The sequence below is a fragment of the Flavobacterium sasangense DSM 21067 genome, assembly GCF_000686885.1.
Classification (GTDB): domain Bacteria; phylum Bacteroidota; class Bacteroidia; order Flavobacteriales; family Flavobacteriaceae; genus Flavobacterium; species Flavobacterium sasangense.
Genome location: NZ_JMLU01000001.1, coordinates 322,774 through 339,086, shown reverse-complemented (window position 1 = coordinate 339,086; position 16,313 = coordinate 322,774). Strand labels below are relative to the sequence as shown.

20 protein-coding genes are annotated in these 16,313 nt (G+C 31.4%); 17 read left to right on the top strand and 3 right to left on the bottom strand.

What is annotated here, in order from left to right; translation table 11 throughout:
- Positions 1-147 precede the first annotated feature (147 nt).
- Positions 148-837 carry a response regulator transcription factor gene (locus BP92_RS0101655; RefSeq protein ID WP_026724446.1) on the top strand — a complete coding sequence of 230 codons (690 nt, stop codon included), beginning with the start codon at positions 148-150 and terminating at the stop codon, positions 835-837.
- Positions 837-1,880 carry a sensor histidine kinase gene (locus BP92_RS0101650; protein ID WP_026724445.1) on the top strand — a complete coding sequence of 348 codons (1,044 nt, stop codon included), beginning with the start codon at positions 837-839 and terminating at the stop codon, positions 1,878-1,880. Before BP92_RS0101655 ends, BP92_RS0101650 begins: the two co-directional genes overlap by 1 nt.
- On the opposite strand, the gene BP92_RS0101645 is transcribed toward BP92_RS0101650, so the two are convergent.
- Positions 1,854-2,909, bottom strand: coding sequence for a glycosyltransferase (locus tag BP92_RS0101645; RefSeq protein WP_026724444.1), 1,056 nt, complete (start codon positions 2,907-2,909; stop codon positions 1,854-1,856). The two genes, BP92_RS0101650 and BP92_RS0101645, sit on opposite strands and share 27 nt — an antisense overlap.
- Positions 2,909-3,730, bottom strand: coding sequence for a UDP-2,3-diacylglucosamine diphosphatase (locus BP92_RS0101640; RefSeq protein WP_035692608.1), 822 nt, complete (start codon positions 3,728-3,730; stop codon positions 2,909-2,911). Before BP92_RS0101640 ends, BP92_RS0101645 begins: the two co-directional genes overlap by 1 nt.
- A 117-nt stretch (positions 3,731-3,847) precedes the next feature.
- Here BP92_RS0101640 and trmB point away from each other — a divergent pair, with 117 nt between their 5' ends.
- The 15 genes from trmB to BP92_RS0101565 all read left to right on the top strand — a co-directional run bounded on the left by trmB (position 3,848) and on the right by BP92_RS0101565 (position 15,441).
- Complete coding sequence (gene trmB, locus BP92_RS0101635; protein WP_026724442.1) at positions 3,848-4,522, top strand: tRNA (guanosine(46)-N7)-methyltransferase TrmB; 675 nt, start codon at positions 3,848-3,850, stop codon at positions 4,520-4,522.
- 53 nt (positions 4,523-4,575) lie between these two features.
- The gene (locus tag BP92_RS0101630) at positions 4,576-5,202 is read left to right on the top strand and encodes a LysE family transporter (protein ID WP_026724441.1); all 627 of its coding nucleotides are present in this window, start codon (positions 4,576-4,578) and stop codon (positions 5,200-5,202) included.
- 4 nt (positions 5,203-5,206) lie between these two features.
- Entirely contained in the window at positions 5,207-5,542 is a 336-nt protein-coding gene (locus BP92_RS0101625; RefSeq protein WP_026724440.1) for an MGMT family protein, read from the top strand.
- Positions 5,543-5,743: 201 nt separating this feature from the next.
- A complete protein-coding gene (locus BP92_RS0101620) occupies positions 5,744-6,883 on the top strand; it encodes an Mrp/NBP35 family ATP-binding protein (RefSeq protein ID WP_026724439.1) in 1,140 nt (379 codons plus the stop codon).
- 89 nt (positions 6,884-6,972) lie between these two features.
- Positions 6,973-7,212 (top strand): NifU family protein, encoded by a 240-nt coding sequence (locus BP92_RS0101615; protein ID WP_026724438.1) that lies wholly within the window; start codon positions 6,973-6,975, stop codon positions 7,210-7,212.
- Between the two features lie 76 nt (positions 7,213-7,288).
- Positions 7,289-8,347: an NAD(P)/FAD-dependent oxidoreductase gene (locus BP92_RS0101610; RefSeq protein ID WP_026724437.1), complete on the top strand. Its 1,059-nt coding sequence runs from the start codon at positions 7,289-7,291 to the stop codon at positions 8,345-8,347.
- A gap of 1 nt (position 8,348) precedes the next feature.
- Entirely contained in the window at positions 8,349-8,924 is a 576-nt protein-coding gene (locus tag BP92_RS0101605; protein ID WP_026724436.1) for a hypothetical protein, read from the top strand.
- Between the two features lies 1 nt (position 8,925).
- Positions 8,926-9,258, top strand: coding sequence for a 2Fe-2S iron-sulfur cluster-binding family protein (locus tag BP92_RS0101600; RefSeq protein ID WP_026724435.1), 333 nt, complete (start codon positions 8,926-8,928; stop codon positions 9,256-9,258).
- Between the two features lie 84 nt (positions 9,259-9,342).
- On the top strand, positions 9,343-9,705 hold the full coding sequence (locus BP92_RS0101595) for an S-adenosylmethionine decarboxylase family protein (RefSeq protein ID WP_026724434.1): 363 nt from the start codon (positions 9,343-9,345) through the stop codon (positions 9,703-9,705).
- A 2-nt stretch (positions 9,706-9,707) separates the two neighbouring features.
- Positions 9,708-10,934, top strand: a complete 1,227-nt coding sequence (locus tag BP92_RS0101590) for a DUF4178 domain-containing protein (protein WP_026724433.1) — start codon at positions 9,708-9,710, stop codon at positions 10,932-10,934.
- Between the two features lies 1 nt (position 10,935).
- Entirely contained in the window at positions 10,936-11,112 is a 177-nt protein-coding gene (locus BP92_RS17195) for a hypothetical protein (RefSeq protein ID WP_162833731.1), read from the top strand.
- A gap of 6 nt (positions 11,113-11,118) precedes the next feature.
- The gene (locus BP92_RS0101580; RefSeq protein WP_026724432.1) at positions 11,119-11,334 is read left to right on the top strand and encodes a DUF350 domain-containing protein; all 216 of its coding nucleotides are present in this window, start codon (positions 11,119-11,121) and stop codon (positions 11,332-11,334) included.
- Positions 11,327-12,841, top strand: a complete 1,515-nt coding sequence (locus tag BP92_RS0101575; protein WP_026724431.1) for a polyamine aminopropyltransferase — start codon at positions 11,327-11,329, stop codon at positions 12,839-12,841. Before BP92_RS0101580 ends, BP92_RS0101575 begins: the two co-directional genes overlap by 8 nt.
- Positions 12,819-14,447, top strand: a complete 1,629-nt coding sequence (locus BP92_RS0101570; RefSeq protein ID WP_026724430.1) for a flavin monoamine oxidase family protein — start codon at positions 12,819-12,821, stop codon at positions 14,445-14,447. Before BP92_RS0101575 ends, BP92_RS0101570 begins: the two co-directional genes overlap by 23 nt.
- On the top strand, positions 14,425-15,441 hold the full coding sequence (locus tag BP92_RS0101565; RefSeq protein ID WP_026724429.1) for a hypothetical protein: 1,017 nt from the start codon (positions 14,425-14,427) through the stop codon (positions 15,439-15,441). Before BP92_RS0101570 ends, BP92_RS0101565 begins: the two co-directional genes overlap by 23 nt.
- A gap of 2 nt (positions 15,442-15,443) precedes the next feature.
- On the opposite strand, the gene BP92_RS0101560 is transcribed toward BP92_RS0101565, so the two are convergent.
- Entirely contained in the window at positions 15,444-16,226 is a 783-nt protein-coding gene (locus BP92_RS0101560; protein WP_026724428.1) for a DUF3050 domain-containing protein, read from the bottom strand.
- Between the last annotated feature and the right edge of the window lie 87 nt (positions 16,227-16,313).

The window sequence follows — 16,313 nt, the reverse complement described above, 5'->3', positions numbered from 1 at the left end:
GCCAGAGTGTTATAGTAAAGTTACTTGCCTGTTATGAATTAGTTGTGAATGCGTTACCGAATTGTTAATAGATTAAATAATTGTAAACTCCTTTGAACATTTTATTTTATCTTTACCTTTACAAACCAAAACATAACAAATTTTGTAATGAAGAAAAAAGACATTAAGATCTTATTGGTTGATGATGAGCAAGATATCTTAGAAATTGTTGGATATAATCTTTCTCAAGAAGGCTATCAAATTGTTACGGCTTCTAATGGAAAAGAAGCTATCGCAAAAGCAAAGAAAGAGCACCCTCATTTAATAATTATGGATGTAATGATGCCCGAAATGGACGGAATGGAAGCTTGTGAAAACATCAGAAAAATTCCAGAACTTCAAGATACGATTATTACTTTTTTAACTGCTCGTTCCGAAGATTATTCGCAAGTAGCAGGTTTTGATGCTGGGGCTGATGATTACATTGCAAAACCAATCAAACCAAAAGTTTTGGTAAGTAAAGTGCAAGCATTGTTAAGAAGATTGAAAGGAGTAGAAGGCGTTTCGTCAACTACAACTTTAACAGTAGGTAATATCGAAATCAACAGAGAAGAATACAAAATCATTAAAGATGGTGAAGAAATTATCTTGCCTCGTAAAGAATTTGAATTGTTCTATTTACTAGCTACAAAACCGGGAAAAGTATTTACTCGCGAAGAAATTTTAGACAAAGTTTGGGGTAACGAAGTAGTAGTGGGTGGAAGAACCATCGATGTTCACATCAGAAAATTAAGAGAAAAAATTGGAGATAGCTTCTTTAAAACCATTAAAGGAGTGGGATATAAAATCGAATTTTAATGCAATTAAAATTTAAAAAATCTTATAAGTTCGCTTTAAAGTCATCGTTATACGTAACCTTGTTCTTTTTAGCGACTATTTTTTTATATCATTATTTTGTTCAGTCATTAAATTTACTGGTTGTTTTAGGTTTTTCGCTAATTTTTTATGCGGCGACATTCTTTTTAATTCAATTTAGAGTGGAGCATTTTATCTATAAAAGAGTAAAGAAAATTTATGACGACGTTTCGCTTTTAGAAACTACTTCTTATGTAAATCAACCTGTGACAACCGATATGGCAACGTTGACGAAAGAAGTAAAAAAGTTTGCCCGAGATAAAAAATTAGAAATCGAAACCTTAAAAATTAGAGAAGAATACCGAAAAGAATTTTTAGGAAACGTTTCGCACGAATTAAAAACACCACTTTTTACGATTCAAGGTTATTTGCTTACGCTTCTTGATGGCGCGATGGAAGACAAAAATATCCGAACGAAATATCTAGAACGTGCCGAAAAAGGAGTGGAACGTTTGATTTACATCGTGAAAGATTTAGATATGATTACCAAATTAGAAGTTGGTGAAATTAATCTAGACGTAACTCGTTTTAATATTGTTGAGGTAATTCAGAATGTATTTGATTTGTTCGAAATGAAAGCCGCAAACAAAAACATTACCTTGACTTTTGACACCAAATACGCTAAACCAATTTGGGTAATGGCCGATCAAGAGAAAATCCAACAAGTAGTGACGAACTTGGTAGTAAATTCTATCAAATACGGTAAAAAAGGGGGAACAACTGAAGTAGGAATAGAAGATTTAACCAAAAATAAAGTCATCATAAGAATTACCGATAACGGTGAAGGTATCGAAAAACAAAACATTCCACGTTTATTTGAACGTTTTTACCGAGTAGATAAAAGTGGTGCAAGAAGCGAAGGCGGTTCAGGTTTAGGATTAGCTATCGTGAAACACATCATTGAAGGTCACGATGAAAAAATCTATGTAGAAAGTCAAATCGGAGTTGGTTCAGAATTTTCATTTACTTTGGAAAAGACGAAATAATTCTTTCCAATTCGGGTCAACCGAAAAATCCTTAAATCCTTTGTAAAAGTGAATTTTTTCTAATTTGGAAGCTTTGAATTTCTCTTGCTTGCAACTTGGAGCCACAATTTCCGATTTAAACTTTTTAGCCAAATATTCTTGTTCGTATTGCCCAGGCGTCGGAATAAAAAATGCTTTTTTCTCCAATTTTGCCAAATCCATAACCGTTGTATAACCCGAACGACAAACTATAAATTCACTTTCGTTAAAAGCGGTACTTAATTGTTCCGAATTCATGAAATTGTAATAGGTAATCGAATTTACTTTCTCCATTTGTTGTTGCGATTCCACAATACCTTTTACAAAAAGAATTTCCTTTGAACTGTTTTCTAATTCTTTGATAAGTTTCTTTTCCAATAAAGTACGCTGTGGTTCTGGTCCTGATAATAAAACCATAATATCGTACTTGATTGGGAGTGATTTTTTTTCAATTCGACTTAAAGGTCCAATGTAATTGATTTTATCCACTATTTTTTCGGGATGACCTAATTTTCCTGATAAATTTTCCGCGCCAGCTACATCAGGAACCCAGCAAGCATCAAATTTAGAAATATAACGCGAATGCAATTTGGTAGTCAACCAAGAGGTTTTTCCAGAAAGTACATTCAATTGATGTGTAATGAAAACCGAAGGGACTTTTGAAGAATAAACACCCAATCGATTATCGCTAATAATTCCATCAATTTCATAGTTTTCGATAATCTTATTGATTTTTGATTTCTCTTTTTTGATGGCCAACATCATTTTTGGCATTTGAAGCGCTAATTTCCACTTAAAGTTTTTGCCTTTTTCTGCATATTGAATGTTGTAGGCAGGCAATTCAATACTCAAAAGATTTGGGAATTCTTTTTTCAACAAAGCTAAAGCTACTCCGTCAGAAGCAATAATGGGTTCAAAACCATTTTCTTCCAATGCTTTTATAATAGGAATACATCTTGTGGCATGTCCTAAACCCCAATTGAGTGGCGCAATAAGTATTTTTTTCTTCATTACTTTTTCAAAACCGCAATAAATTGTTCGGCTAATTTATTTTCATCTTCAAAATTATACTCATTTTCTTCCGAACTAAAATTTCTATCGTGTTGGTATAATTTCCACTTTTTGTTGTTGTATTCTAATGCGGTTAAATTTTCTACCCAATCGCCCGAATTCAAATAGAAAACTTCTCCTTTTTCATTTTCCATAAACTCAATTTTGGGCTCGTGAATATGCCCGCAAATTACATAATCGTAGTCGTTTTCTATCGCCAATTCCACACAAACATTTTCAAAGTTAGTGATAAATTTAACAGCAGATTTTACATTGTTTTTAATTTTCTTAGAAAGCGAATACGGTTCTTTGTTAAATCGGGCTAAAACCCAATTGATAAATCGGTTAATTAAAATGAGGATGTCGTAACCCCAACCGCCTAATTTTGCTAACCATTTTGCTTGAGTAATCGAAGCATCAAAAACATCACCATGAAAAATCCAAGCTCTTTTATGGTCTAATTCTAATACGAGTTTATCAATTAAACTGATGTTTCCCATATGTAAATCGGTAAATTTTCTAAGAAATTCATCGTGATTTCCGGTAATGTAGTACACTTTTGTACCTTTGGTACTCATAGAAATAATTTTCTTAATTACTTCTAAGTGTTTCGATGGAAAATAGGATTTTCTAAATTGCCAAATATCAATAATATCGCCATTTAGAATTAAAATTTTAGGTTTTATCGAAGATAAATAATCCAATAATTCTTTCGCATGGCAACCATACGTTCCAAGATGAACATCGGAAATAACAGCCACTTCAACTTTACGTTTCTTCAAAATAAAAGTTTTATGCAAAAAACGAAAACGTATCTAATGTTAAGGTTATTGAAACATTATTAAAAGTTTATTTGTGTTGCTAATTATTTGATTAATTTTGCCCAAAATTATTTAGAAGTGGGAAGTAAAAATAAATTAAAAAGATTCAGTGAGAACGAAACGTTTTCTAATGTTTTTCAACCAACAAGAGAAGAAGTTGTAGGGAATGAATTTCCGTTAAGAGGTAAATGGAATAGTGAATTCTTTAAAAACGATAACCCAATTGTATTAGAATTAGGTTGTGGAAAAGGTGAATACTCTGTTGGGTTAGCCGAAAGATTTCCAGAAAAAAACTTCATTGGAATTGATATCAAAGGAGCGAGATTTTGGCGTGGTGCAAAAACTGCGGTAGAATCGTGTATGAATAACGTAGCTTTTGTAAGAACGCAAATCGAGTTAATCAATCATATTTTCGCTGAAAATGAAGTGTCTGAAATTTGGATTACTTTCCCAGATCCACAAATCAAATACAAAAGAACGAAGCACAGAATGACCAATGCGGAGTTTTTAGAACGCTACAAAAAAATCCTAAAGCCAAGCGGATTGATGCATTTAAAAACCGATTCAGAATTTATGCATGGTTATACATTAGGGTTGTTACATGGTTTGGGTCATGAAGTAATCTATGCGAATCACAATATTTACAAAAACGAAGGAGCACCAGCTGAAGTGACCGGAATTCAAACGTTTTACGAAAGTCAGTATTTGGAAGTAAACAAACCTATTACCTATATCAAGTTCCGAATTAAGTAATTTTTGTTACATTCATTTCAATATTCTTCCTTAATTTTGATAAAAATCAATTTATGACATTTCTTTTAGCTATTTTTTTAGGTTTGATAATTTCCATTGGCGGTATCATTATTCCAGGTATGTTGAATATGACGATTGCTAAAATCAGCATCAAAGAAAGTCAAAAACAAGCCTTAAATTTTGCTTTAGGAGCAGTTGTAGTGGTTTTTATCCAAAGTTTTTTGGGGACGTATTTTGCAAAATTCTTAGATGCGAATCCAGTTTTCAGTGAAGGATTGAAAAAAATAGGAACTTTTATTTTCATTGGGTTAACCATTGCTTTTACCATAATGGGATTCAATGCCAAAAAGAAAAAAGAAATTGAAGTGAAGATCGATAAAAAAAGAAATCGTTTCCTTTATGGAATGGCGTTATCTTCCTTTAATATGTTTGCAATTCCTTGGTATGCGCTAACTACTTTAATGATGTCTTCAAAAGAATTGTTTCAATATGATATTGTTTCAATTCTTTTGTTTTCATTAGCAGCAGCTTCAGGAACTTATTTTGTGTTTTATTTATATGCCAAATTCTTCAAGAAAATCGAACATAAACTTACTTTTATAGTTCAGAACATAAATTTTTTAATTGCAACACTAACAGGGATTGTTGCAGTTTCATCACTTTATAAAATGTTTTTTTAATTTTTTGACGAAATTAAAATCAAATAACGACAACTTTTTTGAACGCGTTTATGAAATCGTTCGCCAAATTCCCGAAGGGAAGGTAACTTCTTATGGCACCATTGCAAAAGCACTTGGTGCAGCACGTTCAGCACGAATGGTGGGTTGGGCTATGAATGCTTCTCACAATTTAGAAGATGTCCCAGCGCATCGCGTTGTAAATAGAATTGGAATGCTTTCTGGAAAACATCATTTTGAAGGCACAAATCTGATGCAACAACTTTTAGAAAACGAAGGAATAAAAGTGATAGATAATCAAATTATCGATTTTGACAAACATTTTTGGGAGCCAAATTTTTAGTTTTCGGAAAAATATTTGATTTTTTTGTGAATACAATTAATATTCAGTACACAATAAATTTTAACAATTCAATTATAAGAAAACTTTAAACATCTAAACTTTTAAACTCCTAAACTTCTTATTATCTTTGCAATCTAAAATCAGTCTGAATAAAAACGTAAATTATTCTGCTTTAAACTGATTTGTTAAAAATTTAAAAAAATGAAATTAGATAGAAAAGAAATTTTAGCTGCATTAGAAACTATTTCGGTAGCTGGTGAAGGAAAAAATATGGTGGAAAGTGGTGCAGTTCAAAATGTAATTACTTTCGGCGATGAGGTTGTAGTAGATTTACTTTTATCAACACCTGCTTTGCATATTAAAAAACGTGCTGAAGTAGATATTATCAAGGTAATTCACGAGAAAGTATACGAAAAAGCGAAAGTAAAAGTAAACATCAAAGTAGAAGCACCAGAAAAACCAGAAAATCCTAATTTGATTCGCGGAAAACAAATCCCTGGAATTTCAAATATTATTGCAGTTGCTTCAGGAAAAGGTGGTGTTGGTAAATCTACAATTACAGCAAATTTAGCTGTTTCATTAGCTAAAATGGGATTCAAAGTTGGGGTTTTAGATGCTGATATTTATGGACCTTCAATGCCCATAATGTTTGATGTTGAAAATTCGAAACCTATTTCAGTTGAGGTAGATGGAAAATCAAAAATGCAACCTGTTGCAAGTTATGGAGTAGAAATTCTATCTATCGGATTTTTCACAAAACCAGATCAAGCGGTGATTTGGAGAGGTCCAATGGCAGCCAAAGCATTAAACCAAATGATTTTTGATGCCAACTGGGGAGAATTAGATTTCATGTTAATCGATTTACCACCAGGAACAGGGGATATTCACTTATCAATTATGCAATCGTTGCCAATTACAGGAGCTGTTGTAGTAAGTACGCCACAAGCAGTTGCTCTAGCTGATGCTAAAAAAGGGGTTTCAATGTTTATGTCAGAATCGATTAATGTTCCGGTTTTAGGAATTATCGAAAACATGGCATATTTCACTCCAGAAGAACTTCCTGAAAATAAATATTATATCTTTGGTAAGGAAGGTGCTAAAAACTTAGCAGAAGATTTACAAGTACCTTTATTAGGAGAAGTGCCATTAGTACAAAGTATTCGTGAGGCAGGAGATTACGGTCGCCCAGCAGCATTGCAAACGGCTTCAGTTTTAGAAGGTGTTTTCGAAAATATTACAAGAAATGTAGTGCAAGAAACGGTAAATCGTAACGAAACATTACCACCAACAGAAGCTATCAAAATAACAACAATGGCAGGTTGTTCTGCTGTAAAAAAATAATTATCAATTAGTCTATATGTCAATTAGCCAATTTAGAAATTGAAACATATTGATACATCGACACATTGAAAAATTGACACATCAAAAATATGACTACACTAGAAATAAAGGAGAATGTTGAAAAAGCACTAGACGAAATTCGTCCGTTTTTGAATTCAGATGGTGGAAACATCTCATTAGTAGAAATTATTGAAGACAAACATGTAAAAGTTCGTTTAGAAGGAGCGTGTACGAATTGTAGCTTAAGTATCAGCACCATGAAAGCTGGTGTGGAAACAACAATTAAAAAATACGTGCCTCAAATTGAAACGGTAGAAAATATTGCCTAGTAAAGCAATAGTATGACATAAATCATATTTCTACATTATACTAGTTTGTTACTTTGCTACTTTCAAAATTAAAAAAATGATTCAAACAGATATTCTTATAATCGGTGCTGGTCCTACGGGACTTTTTGCCGTTTTCGAAGCAGGACTTTTACAACTTAAATGTCATATCATTGATGCTTTGCCACAACCTGGCGGGCAATTAGCAGAATTGTATCCTAAAAAACCAATCTTCGATATTCCTGGTTATCCTTCAGTTTTAGCTGGAGAACTAGTGAATAATTTGATGGAACAAATCAAACAGTTTCAACCTGGATTTACTTTAGGAGAAACAGCAGAAACCATCCAAAAATTAGAAGACGGAACTTTTATAGTAACCACTAATGAAGGAACAGAGCATCATGCAAAAGCAGTAGCTATTGCAGGCGGTTTAGGAACTTTTGAGCCAAGAAAACCTATTTTAAAAGATATCGAATTCTACGAAAAAGAAGATCGTGGAGTAGATTACTTTGTAAAAGATCCAGAAAAATATCGTGGAAAAAATATCGTTATCGCAGGTGGAGGTGACTCGGCTTTAGATTGGAGTATTTTCTTGTCCAATGTTGCAAATTCAGTAACATTGGTACACAGAAGAAACGAATTTCGAGGTGCTTTAGATTCAGTTGAAAAAGTACAAGAATTAAAGAACGCTGGAAAAATTAAATTAGTTACTCCTGCAGAAGTTGTTGGGTTTAATGGTAGTGAAAGAATTACCGCTGTTGATATTGAAGTTAACGGAGCCAGAATGAAAGCAGAATGTGATTATTTTATTCCACTTTTCGGATTAACGCCAAAATTAGGACCAATTGCTAACTGGGGATTGGAAATCGAAAAGAACGCCATAAAAGTAAATAACGCGTTAGATTATCAAACCAATATCGACGGAATTTACGCTATTGGTGACGTAAATATCTATCCAGGAAAATTAAAACTGATTTTATGTGGTTTCCACGAAGCTACTTTAATGTGCCAAAGTGTTTACAACAGAATCAATCCAGGAAAACGTTACGTATTGAAATACACCACCGTTTCAGGAGTAGATGGTTTTGATGGGACAAGAAAAGAAGCAGAAAAAGCCGTTGTAAAATCAATTGATTAATATGAGAAATTTAATTACAATTCTTTTCTTTTTTATAAGTATTTGTTCTTTTGCTCAATTTCCAATTTTATCAGATACTTTGATAAAACCCGGAATTTATAAAAGTTTTGAAGAGTTTAGGGATAATAATCCATCTCAGAAATTGGCTGGAGAAATTAAATCTCACAATGTAAAATACAATACTAATTTTTCTTTTGAATATTTGAAAGTGTATTTTCAAGATGTTGAAAAAGAAGAAGTAAAAAGTATTGGAAAGGTATTTGGTTTTTCTGATGGTAAAAATATATATATCGTTGATGGTTATAAGTCAAAGATTAATGATTATGCTTTTTATAAATTAGAATTCGTTAATAAATTGTGTTATTTTTATTCTACTGAGTCTGCTCAAGTTATGGATATTTATATGGTGACACGAGTTGAGAAAGTGCTTGATCTTCAAACTGCTGAAGTTAAGAAACTGACAAATGCAGTTGTTAAAAATATAATTTCTGATAATAAAGAATTGTTAGAAAAGTTTAAAAATCAAAGCAAGAAGCACTTATATTATAAAGAATATATCATAAATTATTTGAAATAGCATGCCACAAGACGTAACCATTTTTATAACCGACAGAAACGGAGTTAAACATGAAGTGTTAGCTCCAACCGACATGAACATGAACATTATGGAGTTAATTCGTTCTTATGAATTAGCCGAAGAGGGAACCGTTGGTGTTTGTGGAGGAATGGCTATGTGCGCCTCTTGTCAGTGTTATATTTTAAATGATGTAGTTTCTTTAGAACGCAACCCAGATGAGGAAGCGATGCTTTGGGAAGCCTATCACGTAAAGGATAATTCACGGTTAGGTTGTCAAATTCCAATCACAGAAGATTTAGAAGGCTTAGAAATTGAAATAGCACCAGAACAATAAAGCGAGATTTTTCTCGCTTTTTTTATTTTTTATTGTAACATTTGTAGAAATGAAACGTATAAAGAATAGGTTTACTTTTAAATAATGGAAAAACAAAGCAATCTTTTAGGATTACATCAATTATTAACGCTCGAGGTTTCAAATAGTAATAAATTAATAGATTTATTAGGTTTTGTGTCTTTTACCGACAAACTTTTGGTTCAAAACCAATTAGAAAAAGTTGGAAATACTTCATTTGTTTTTGAAAACGGAAGTTTTACGATTGCTTATTGTTTAAAAGAATCTCATATTTGTATTCATACCTGGCCAGAAATTAATACGTTAACTATGGATGTTTATCTCTGTAATTATTCCCAAGATAATTCTAATAAAGTTAGAAGTGTTGCAAAAGATTTTATAGCTTATTTTGAAGCAAGTATTGTTAAACAAATAGAAGTGGAAAGATAATTATGGAGTTTACTTGTCCTAAATGTAATCAAAGTACAGCTATTGAATCAAGTTTTGAAATTAAAAGCTTTGGTTGTTCGCATTGTAATAGTTTTTTTTCCTACGATAATTCGAAGTTAAAATTTGAAAAGTCATACGATTATAATCCTAAAGATACCATTCTAAAGATTGGGACAAAAGGAATCATTGATGGAGAAACTTATGAAATTGTTGGATTAATTATAAAAAGAGCTCATGCTATTTATTATTGGCGTGAATATACATTAATGTCAAAATCGGGTAAAGTAAAATATCTTTCTGAAACAGATGGACATTGGATTTTATTGGAAGAAGTTCCAGAATCGTATGATGTTTCTCGTAAATATAAAAAACTTACACACAAAGAAATATCCTATAATCTTTATGAATATACTGATGCTTTTGTTGCAAGAGTTTATGGTTTTTATGAATTTGAAATAAGCAATAGGCCAGTTAAAATGGTTGAATACATTAATCCGCCATTTATAATTTCTATTGAGGAATTTGATAAGGATGATACAACTTATTTAGGAAAGCATTTTTCTTCAAATGAAGTAAAAAAGATCTTTAATGTGTCGCAACTTCCTTATAAATCAGGAGTAGGACTTGTTCAGCCATTTTTATTTAATATTTATAACACACTTCTTGTTTTTGTGTCATTTGCGATATTAATTTTAGCCACTTATATCTTTTTTAATATTGGTAGAACGGAGAAAAACGTGTTGTATACGTCTTTGAATTTTGAAGAATTTAAAAATAAAGAATTCATTTCGTCTTCTTTTGAATTAAAAGGAAGCCCAGCACCTTTGATTGTTTCAGCCAGTTCTGATGTAAACAATTCATGGGCAAACGCTCAAGTTTCTTTAGTGAATGAAACAACTAATGAAGAAGAATACGCTCAAAAAGATATAGAATACTACAGTGGTTATACTGATGGAGAAAGTTGGACAGAAGGAAGTACAAGTACGACTTTTAATTTTTGTGGTGTGGCTCAAGGAAAGTATCACTTGGTAATAATACCTTCAAAACAAGATACGGACACTTCTAATCAAAACATGAATATAAAAGCCGTTTGGAACGAATCTTCGGTTTGGAACTTTATGCTGAGTTTAGTTTTTCTAGGTGGAATATTTGCAATAATTTTCTATTTTAAGAAAAATTTCGAACAAAGAAGATGGGAAAATAGTGATTTCACACCTTATGAAGAATAATATGACACAGTTTATAAAAGATAATAAATGGGCTATAGCATTTGGACTTTTTGTTTATATGCTATTTTTAGGATATTCCTTCACAGGAAGTAGAATTTGTGATTGCGAATCTACAGAAAAATATAATTCAGGAGGTTCTAGTGGACATAGTACAGTAAATCGATTTTATCATAAATAATTTAATATGGAATATATTGCATTAAAAGGCATAATAAATGCGTTAATTTTCTCAGTTGTTGGAGTTGTTGTTTTAATAATCAGTTATTATATAATTGAAAAAATAACACCAGAAAACACATGGAAAGAAATTGTTCAAAATAAAAACACGGCACTGGCTATCGTTTTTGCAGCATTAATTATCGGAATTTCTCTTATTATTAGCGCAGCAATTCATGGGTAAATTTTTTAGGTTTGAATACCTATTACTATTTGCAGTTTTTGTTATCGCAACTTGTGGCTTAATTTATGAATTAGTCGCGGGAACGTTAGCGAGTTATCTTTTGGGAGATTCTGTAAAGCAATTTTCATTCATCATAGGAGTATATTTATTTTCTATGGGAATAGGCTCATATTTTGCAAAATTTATCAAAAGAAATCAACTCAATACCTTTATCGAAATTGAAATCGTAGTTGGAATTGTTGGCGGATTAAGTTCGGTTATATTATTCTTGCTTTTTGAAAAAGTGGCTTACTTTCAATTTATTCTTTATTTTTTAGTATTCATTACAGGCTGTTTAGTCGGATTAGAAATTCCGCTTTTAATGAATATTCTTAAAGATAGAGTAAAGTTTAGCGACTTGGTTTCTAACGTTTTTACCTTTGATTATATTGGTGCTTTACTTGCTTCAGTATTATTTCCTTTGGTTTTTATTCCGCAATTAGGAATTATAAGAACTTCCTTGTTTTTTGGAATGATTAATCTAAGTGTTGCTATTGCGCTTTGTTTTATATTGGAAAAAGAAATCAAGAAAGTGTATTTTTTGAAAGCTAAAGCGATAATCTCTTTTCTAATTTTAGTAGGGTTTTTCATTTTTTCCGAAAAAATTCTCTCTTTTTCTGAAGAGAAATTATATGGTGAGAATATTGTTTTTACAAAAACCACTTCATACCAACGAATCGTGTTGACGCATTTGAAAAATGACTATAAATTGTATTTGAATAATAATTTACAATTCAGTTCAGCCGACGAATATCGTTATCATGAAGCATTGGTACATCCTGCTATGTCAAGTGCAAACTCTGTTGAAGAGGTTTTAGTTCTTGGTGGTGGAGACGGTTTGGCAGTGAGGGAAATTTTAAAATACGATGACGTAAAAAAAATTACGTTAGTAGATTTAGATGACGGAATGACCAAATTATTTAAAACCAATCCTGTACTTAAAAATTTGAATAATCATTCCTTTGAAAATAAGAAAGTAAGCGTTTTTAACAATGATGCTTTTCTTTGGGTTAAAGAAGCTCAAAAAAAATATAATGTTGTAATAATTGATTTTCCTGACCCATCCAATTATAGTTTGGGAAAATTATATTCGGTTAATTTTTATCAATCGCTTTCCAAAATTTTAGCACCAAATGCTGTTGTAGTGATTCAAACAACTTCGCCTTATTTTGCACCTAAATCATTTTGGTGCATCAATAAAACTGTAAAGACGTCTTTTTCAAATACAGATGCTTATCATGTTTATGTGCCATCTTTTGGCGAATGGGGTTTTACCATTACTTCAAACAACCCAAGTTTTGATTTTAATTCCGTAAATAGAAAAGTCAAAAACCTTCGTTTTTATAATTACCAATACAATTCATTGAATCAATTTACAAATGATATGAAAGCTAGTGACATTGAAGTAAATCGATTGGATAACCAAATTTTAGTACGCTATTTTGATGAAGAGTGGGGGAAATTATAATTCACGAAGAACCTTTATCAAAAGAATAGCAGCTTTATCCATTATAGCTGCCGTACCCAGTTTGTTGGTTTCTTGCAAAGATAAATTAATTGAAATTACACTAAAACTTACTGGAACCAATCATATTTTAGGACATCGACTGTGGTTGAAGAATTTTCCAAAACCAACGAAAGAAATTCAAATCCCTTATTTAATTGTTGGTGGTGGTATTACTGGACTTTCAGCAGCGCGACAATTTAAGAAAAAAGGAATTGAAGATTTTTTAGTTTTAGAACTAGAAAATAAATTAGGCGGAAATTCTGCAAATGGAGAAAATCAGTATTCTAAATTTCCTTTAGCAGCACATTATTTACCTTTACCTAATGTAAGAGATAAAGAACTTTTAAACTTTTTAGAAGAATCAAAAATCATAGTATCTTACAAAGATAATTTACCTGTTTTTGATGAAACGCAATTGTGCTTTGATCCAAACGAACGATTATTTATTCGTAATTCTTGGCAAACGGATTTAATTCCAAGATATGGAAACTCCAAAGAAGTTGATAATCAAATAGATTTGTTTCTTCAAAAAATGACTGAGTTTCGTGAGAGAAAAGGTAATGATAAAAAGTACTTTTTTGATATTCCAATGTCTTTTTGCTCCTCGGATGAATCTTTAAATTCACTGGATGAAATAACGATGAAAAAATGGTTGTTAGACAATAATTTCATTGCGGAAGAAATTTTAGAATATGTAGATTATTGTTGTAAAGATGATTTTGGTCTAGGAATCGAATTTGTTTCGGCTTGGGCTGGGATTCACTATTTTGCTGCTAGAAAACACGAAAACAAAAAATATGACGATACGGTCTTAACTTGGCCAGAAGGGAATGGTAGATTGGTAAAACATTTAAAATCAGCTATTGAAAATAAAGTATTGAAAAATCATTTAGTATATGATATCCAACTTAATTCAGATGGAGTTAAAGTGTTAGTTTTTAATGCTAAATCTAATGAATCAATAACTATTTTAGCCGAAAAAGTAATTTTGGCCACACCACAATATATCACAAAGTATTTGGTTTCTGAAAGAAAAAATACGGCAAATAATTTTCATTACGCCCCTTGGTTTACGGCTTCTATCACATTGACCGATATTCCAGATAATGGAAGTTTTCCTCTGTCTTGGGATAATGTAATTTACAAAGCAAAAGGTCTTGGATACGTTTATAATCAACATCAAAATTTGGAGCAAATTATTGATAAAAAGGTCATTACATATTATTACAGCTTTAGTTCAAATGACATAAAGAAAGATAGAAAAGAGTTGTTAAAAAGACCAATCGAACATTGGAAAGAATTAGTCTTATCCGATTTAAAAATAGCACATCCTGATATAGATCAATATATAAGTACGATTGAAATTCACAGAATTGGTCACGGAATGATAAGTCCTGTTCCTAATTTTTTAAAAAGTAAATCGCTCAAAGAAGCTTCAAAAAATATAGAAAATAAAATATTTTTCGCCCACAGTGATTTAGCTGGAATTTCTATTTTTGAAGAAGCTTTTCATCAAGGAATTAATGTAGTTAATAATATTGTAGATGGAACAACCTTGGATTCATAAATCAAAAACCGATTTTTGGTTGATACTTTTTCCAGCATTTTTTGTTTTGGGAATTGTATTTGTTTTCCAGGATTGGTTGTCGCAAATTCAAGAAGATTACTCCTTTTACACTTGGTTGTTTTTGATTGTTTTTATTGATGTGGCGCACGTTTATGCGACTCTCTTCAAAACTTACTTTGTAAAATCAGAATTTCAAAGGAGAAAAAAACTGTACATTGGATTGCCAATAATTTGTTTACTAATAGGTTTGTTTTTATTTGGTTTTGGAAGTTCTGTTTTTTGGTCAGTTTTAGCTTATGTGGCTGTTTTTCATTTTATTAGACAGCAATATGGATTTGTTAGGTTGTATGCAAGAAAAGAAGAAAAAACAAAAATTAATCGATATTCAGATGCATTAATAATCTACACAGCAACTATTTATCCTATGTTGTATTGGTTTTTTTCTTCGCCAAGAGCTTTTAATTGGTTTGTAGAAAAAGAGTTTTTTAGATACGAAAGCCAGTTTTTAATTCAAGTTTCAACTGTAATTTATGTTCTTGTTGTGGCATATTATTTATGTCGAACACTTTATCTTTATTTGAAAATCAGCTATTTTAATATTCCAAAAAACCTGATAATTATTGGAACTTTACTATCATGGTTTTTTGGAATTGTATATTTTAATAATGATTTAGTTTTTACACTTTTAAATGTAGTTTCTCACGGAATTCCTTACATGGCATTAATATATTTAAAAGAAATCGATTCAAAACCTAAAGAAGAAATGGGCGAATTATTTCATTTTAAAAACAGTAAAGGAGTCATTTTCTTCGTTTTAATTCTAATCGGAATTGCTTTTACCGAAGAATATTTGTGGGAAATTTTTGTTTGGAACGAAAATTTTAATGTAGGAATTAATGCTTTTAATTGGCAATTCCTTTTAGTTCCATTACTTACGATTCCACAATTTACTCACTATCTACTAGATGGTTTTATTTGGAAGAACAACAAGTAAAATTATACTAATTCATGTTTATGTTCCACTTGTTCTTCAATAGCATTCCAAAGTCCGATTCTTTTTTCTAAAGCTGTAATCGAAACTTCTTGAACTTCTTTCCATTTTTGTTCAGAATCACCACAAAGTTCAGTAATCATTTGCATTGCCATTGGACCGTGCTCGTCGGCGTCTAATTCAATATGTCTTTCGAAATAATAAATTAGTTTTGGTAAATCCGTTTCTGGGAAGTTTTGCTGAAAGTTTTTCAAGATTTCAGTAAACATATTCGGAATCAGATCTTCTCGTCCAAAAGTAAAAGCAGCAGCAATTTCATGTGGTTTTCCTTGTTCAATCACACGGAAAGTAAAATCCAAAAACGCTTTCACACTCGGATGTAAATCACTTTGTTTTATCGATACAAATATGTTTTTCGTTTCTTCTACATTTTTCAAAAACGCATTAATTTGATTTGTTGAAGCACCACATTGTGTCATCGCATCCAAATACATCTCAAAATGACTTTGACGCGTTCCGTCCAATGTTAAATCGGTTTCTTCGGCGATAACAATTTCATTAATTAAATAACGAATTTCAGGATTTCCAATGGGTAACCACGGAGTTGTAGTACAAGTTAGTTTATTCTGCAAGGCTTTTAGTAATGACATAAAATCCCAAACCGCATAAATGTGGTTTTCTAAGAAACAATGTAAATCGTCAATCGTTTTAACTTTGTTGTATAACGAATGATTTAATAATTGTTCTTTCTGATTTTGAATCGATTGGTTTATGGTTTGAATATTCATAGGGTAATTTTTATTTCTATATACGAAATTCTAACTTCTTTTGGTTTCGAATCTGTACACTACAAATGTAAAAATGCTTCCCTAAAA